The organism is Streptomyces sp. 15-116A, from assembly GCF_025290915.1.
GTDB lineage: Bacteria > Actinomycetota > Actinomycetes > Streptomycetales > Streptomycetaceae > Streptomyces.
In genome coordinates this window covers 1-4,496 of record NZ_JAOCQE010000398.1, presented here as the reverse complement: position 1 = coordinate 4,496, position 4,496 = coordinate 1, and the positions used below count along the sequence as shown (strand labels likewise).

The following is a 4,496-nucleotide window of genomic DNA, read 5'->3' as shown; positions in this document are numbered from 1 at the left end:
AGCGCCTACGGGTGGTGGGTGAGTCGGGGCCGGGTCGGTGGTGTCCGTCCTCGGTCTGGCGCGAAATAGGTCGACACAGAAAGCGGGTCGGCGCGGACGCACCAGCCACTGCGGGCAGACACCACCGCCCCGTCCCCTCCCCGCCGCGGGCGAGTGCGGCCCGCCATCCGCGTAGCTGCGGGCAGTCGTGCCGCTGGGGCGATGGGGGTCCCCCCGCTCGAGCGAAGCCGAGAGTGGGGGAGGGTGGGCGCAGCGGCACCCCGCAAGCGCGGGTGAGCGAAACGCCCCCGGGCCCGCACCAACCCCGGCACCCAACGCAACCCCCCCGCCCCAAACCCCCTGTAGCCCCACCCCCACCTCGGCAGATACCGTCTCCCCATGCCCGACTACCTCGACGACCTGCGTCTCGCCCACGTCCTCGCGGACGCCGCCGACGCCGCGACGATGGACCGGTTCAAGGCCCTCGACCTCAAGGTGGAGACCAAACCGGACATGACGCCGGTGAGCGAAGCGGACAAGGCAGCGGAGGAGCTCATCCGCGGCCACCTCGCCCGCGCCCGCCCCAGAGACGCGGTGCTCGGCGAGGAGTACGGCGTGGAGGGGACGGGTCCCCGCCGCTGGGTGATCGACCCGATCGACGGGACGAAGAATTACGTGCGCGGCGTCCCCGTGTGGGCCACCCTCATCGCCCTCATGGAAGCCGGCGAGGGCGGCTACCAGCCGGTCGTCGGCGTCGTCTCCGCCCCCGCCCTCGGCCGCCGCTGGTGGGCCGCGAAGGGTCACGGCGCCTTCAGCGGCCGCAGCCTCACCTCCGCCTCCAAGCTGCGCGTCTCCCGCGTCTCCAAGCTGACGGACGCGTCGTTCGCGTACTCCTCGCTCAGCGGCTGGGAGGAGCAGGGCCGGCTGGACGGCTTCCTGGACCTGACGCGTGAGGTGTGGCGCACGCGCGCGTACGGCGACTTCTGGCCGTACATGATGGTCGCCGAAGGCTCGGTGGACATGTGCGCCGAGCCGGAGCTGTCCCTGTGGGACATGGCCGCCAACGCGATCGTGGTGACCGAGGCCGGCGGTACCTTCACCGGCCTCGACGGCCGGCCCGGCCCGCACAGCGGGAACGCGGCGGCGTCGAACGGGCTGCTGCACGACGAGTTGCTGGGGTATCTCAACCAGCGCTACTGAGAAGCACGAGCTGAGCGTGCGCGCCCTCGACGGGCCGCACGCGCCCCCTTGTTGACCCCCGCTTTACCTGCCACTCTGAGAGTCCCCCCACTTGTGAATTTGTGAAACCGTGAACAAGCGGATCCGGCGTCTGCGACACCGCACGGTTTCCGGTAGGAGGTGGCTCCATCCCATGCTCGTCCGCGACGCCATGAGCACGGTGGTCCTCACCATCGGCCCCGACCACACCCTCCGCCAGGCCGCCGCCCTGATGGCCGCGCGCCGTGTCGGCGCGGCCGTGGTCCTCGACCCCGACGGCATCGGCATCGGCATCCTCACCGAACGAGACGTCCTCAACTCCGTCGGTCTGGGACAGGACCCGGACTCCGAGCGCGCCCACGCCCACACCACCACCGACGTCGTCTTCGCCGCACCGGCCTGGACCCTGGAGGAGGCCGCGCAGGCCATGGCCCACGGCGGTTTCCGTCATCTGATCGTCTGCGAGAACGGTGAGCCCGTCGGCATCGTCTCGGTGCGCGACATCATCAAGTGCTGGGCACCGGTACGGCAGCAGGTGCCCGCCTGACGGTGGGACGAGAACGGGCCGGGCTCCCGCAAGGGGAGTCCCGGCCCGTGTCCGGCAAGCGGTCCAGCGCTGGAATCAGCCGCGAAGGGCCTGTACCGCGGCCTCCAGCCGCTTGCCGAACTCCTCGTCCGCCTGGCGGAAGTTGTTGATCGCGCGCTCGGCGATCTCGTCCCGCGTGACGCCCGAGATGGCGTTCGCCAGGTTCGTCACCAGGCGCTCCTTCTCGTCCTCCGACATCAGCCGGTAGAGGTTGCCCGCCTGCACGAAGTCGTCGTCCTCGGCGTGGACGGGCGTGACCGTCTCGCCGGTGACACCGGTCACCGGGATCGGCTCCCACAGCGGGCGGTTCGTCTGGACGGGACCGCCGAAGCTGTTCGGCTCGTAGTTCTTCGCGCCCTTGTGGCGGCCGTCGTAGAGGTAGCCGTCACGTGCGTGGGTGCGCGCCTCGGTGGCGTGCGGGCGGTTCACCGGCAGGTGGTCGGCGTTGATGCCGACGCGGTAGCGGTGGGCGTCGCCGTAGGCGAAGAGGCGGCCCTGGAGCATCTTGTCCGGGGACGGGCCGATGCCCGGCACGAAGTGGGCGGGGCTGAAGACGGACTGCTCGACCTCGGCGAAGATGTTCTCCGGGTTGCGGTTGAGCTCCAGCTTGCCGAACTCGATCAGCGGGTAGTCCGCGTGCGGCCAGACCTTGGTCAGGTCGAACGGGTTGAAGCGGTAGGTGGCCGCGTCGGCCGCCGGCATGATCTGGACGTACGCGGTCCAGGACGGGTACTCGCCGCGCTCGATTGCCTCGCGCAGGTCCCGCTGGTGGGAGTCGGGGTCCTTGCCCGCGAGGATCTCCGCCTCCTCGGCGGTCAGGTTCTTGATGCCCTGGTCGGTCTTGAAGTGGTACTTGACCCAGAAGGCCTCGCCGGCCTTGTTGTTCCACTGGAAGGTGTGCGAGCCGAAGCCGTCCATGTGGCGGTACGAGGCGGGGATGCCGCGGTCGCCGAACAGCCAGGTCACCTGGTGCGTGGACTCCGGGGAGAGACCCCAGAAGTCGAAGACGTTGTCCGCCTCCTGCGAGCCGGTGTACGGGTCGCGCTTCTGGGTGTGGATGAAGTCCGGGAACTTGATCGCGTCCCGGATGAAGAACACCGGGGTGTTGTTGCCGACGAGGTCGTAGTTGCCCTCCTCGGTGTAGAACTTCACCGCGAAGCCGCGCGGGTCACGGACCGCGTCCGCGGCGCCCAGGTTGCCGGCCACCGTGGAGAAGCGCAGGAAGACCTCGGTCTGCTTGCCGATCTCGGAGAGGAACTTGGCCCGCGTGTACTTCGTGACATCGGCGGTGACCGTGAAGGTGCCGTAGGCACCGGCACCGCGAGCGTGCACCACACGCTCCGGGATGCGCTCACGGTTGAAGTGGGCCAGCTTCTCGAGGAGCAGCTGGTCCTGGACGAGCACGGGGCCGCCGACGCCCGCGGTCTCGCTGTTCTGGTTGTCGGCTACCGGAGCACCGGCCTCCGTAGTGAGCGGTCCCTGCGTCACGTGCGCCTCCTGCGTCATTACTGCCAAACCTGTCCCTTGGCTAAAGCCGGTCTCGATCCTACGATAGACAATGTCTAAGTCAAGTAAGGCTCCAACTTCACACCTGTTCGGGACCTGGTCCCCCTGCTGTTAAGGTGGTCTCATGAGTGACCTTCTGGAACGGCTCCGCGGACGTGGATGGCGGATGACCGCACAGCGCCGTGTCGTGGCCGAGGTCCTCGACGGCGAACACGTCCACCTGACGGCCGACGAGGTGCACGCACGAGCTGTCGCCAAGCTGCCCGAGATCTCCCGGGCGACCGTCTACAACACCCTGGGTGAGCTGGTCTCGCTCGGTGAGGTGCTGGAGGTCGCCACGGACAAGCGGGCCAAGCGCTACGACCCCAACGCGCACCGGCCGCACCACCACCTGGTGTGCGCGCAGTGCGGCGCGATCCGCGACGTCCACCCGACGGGCAATCCGCTGGCCGACCTCCCCGACACGGAGCGCTTCGGCTTCACCGTCTCGGACGTCGAGGTGACGTACCGCGGCCTCTGCCCCAACTGCGCGGCGGCGTAGGGCACATCAGCAGACGCGAAAGCCCCGGCACGAGTCGTGCCGGGGCTTTGGGCTGCGCGCGTGCGCCCGCTGCGGGAGGCCAACGCACCGAGGGCCGGAACCCTTTCGGACTCCGGCCCTCGGACTTCAGTAGCGGGGACAGGATTTGAACCTGCGACCTCTGGGTTATGAGCCCAGCGAGCTACCGAGCTGCTCCACCCCGCGTCGGTGAATGCAACGTTACGTCAAGGACGCGGACAGAAGCAAATCGCTTTTCCGGGCGATTCCCTTCAGCACAGCGCAGCGTCAGGCGGACAGCTCCTGGCGCAGGGCGTCGCGCAGGCGGATGGCGCGCTCCGTCACCGCCGGGGGGCCCAGTGCCGCCGCGCGGTCGGCCCAGCTCTGGCCCTCGGCGAGTTCGCCTCGTCGCGCGTAGACCAGGGCCAGGCGCAGCGCCGCGCGGCCATGGCCGGCGTCCGCCGCACGGGTCCACCAGACGGCCGCCTCGGGCTCGCTGCCCTCACGGGCCAGCAGCAGGCCGAGGTTGAAGGCGCCGTTGCGGGAGCCCGCCTCGGCAGCCTCCCGGTACCAGCGGGCCGCCTCCACGACATCCCCACGCGCCGCGGCGAGCATGCCGACCCGCACCTGGGCCCGGCGGTGCCCCTGGGAGGCCGCGCGCTCGTACCA

Annotated in this window: 5 protein-coding genes and 1 tRNA gene; 3 read left to right on the top strand and 3 right to left on the bottom strand. The window is 69.9% G+C overall.

Annotated elements, in window-relative coordinates; genetic code table 11:
• The first annotated feature begins 378 nt into the window (after window positions 1–378).
• Both hisN and N4P33_RS33155 read left to right on the top strand, forming a co-directional pair.
• A complete protein-coding gene (hisN, locus tag N4P33_RS33160) occupies window positions 379–1,179 on the top strand; it encodes a histidinol-phosphatase (protein WP_260830638.1) in 801 nt (266 codons plus the stop codon).
• A 172-nt stretch (window positions 1,180–1,351) separates the two neighbouring features.
• Window positions 1,352–1,744 carry a cyclic nucleotide-binding/CBS domain-containing protein gene (locus N4P33_RS33155; RefSeq protein WP_260830637.1) on the top strand — a complete coding sequence of 131 codons (393 nt, stop codon included), beginning with the start codon at window positions 1,352–1,354 and terminating at the stop codon, window positions 1,742–1,744.
• Between the two features lie 75 nt (window positions 1,745–1,819).
• On the opposite strand, the gene N4P33_RS33150 is transcribed toward N4P33_RS33155, so the two are convergent.
• The gene (locus tag N4P33_RS33150; RefSeq protein ID WP_260830636.1) at window positions 1,820–3,271 is read right to left on the bottom strand and encodes a catalase; all 1,452 of its coding nucleotides are present in this window, start codon (window positions 3,269–3,271) and stop codon (window positions 1,820–1,822) included.
• 142 nt (window positions 3,272–3,413) lie between these two features.
• Between N4P33_RS33150 and N4P33_RS33145 the strand changes: the two genes are divergently transcribed.
• Entirely contained in the window at window positions 3,414–3,830 is a 417-nt protein-coding gene (locus N4P33_RS33145; RefSeq protein ID WP_260830635.1) for a Fur family transcriptional regulator, read from the top strand.
• A gap of 130 nt (window positions 3,831–3,960) precedes the next feature.
• On the opposite strand, the gene N4P33_RS33140 is transcribed toward N4P33_RS33145, so the two are convergent.
• Window positions 3,961–4,034 (bottom strand) — tRNA-Met (locus tag N4P33_RS33140).
• A gap of 81 nt (window positions 4,035–4,115) precedes the next feature.
• A partial coding sequence (locus N4P33_RS33135) for a tetratricopeptide repeat protein (protein WP_399030576.1) occupies window positions 4,116–4,496 on the bottom strand: 381 nt, incomplete at its 5' end.

Bases quoted from the DNA above. Each gene is read 5' to 3' on its own strand.
- N4P33_RS33145 (WP_260830635.1), top strand. From the start codon at position 3,414: ATGAGTGACCTTCTGGAACGGCTCCGCGGACGTGGATGGCGGATGACC.
- N4P33_RS33155 (WP_260830637.1), top strand. From the start codon at position 1,352: ATGCTCGTCCGCGACGCCATGAGCACGGTGGTCCTCACCATCGGCCCC.
- hisN (WP_260830638.1), top strand. From the start codon at position 379: ATGCCCGACTACCTCGACGACCTGCGTCTCGCCCACGTCCTCGCGGAC.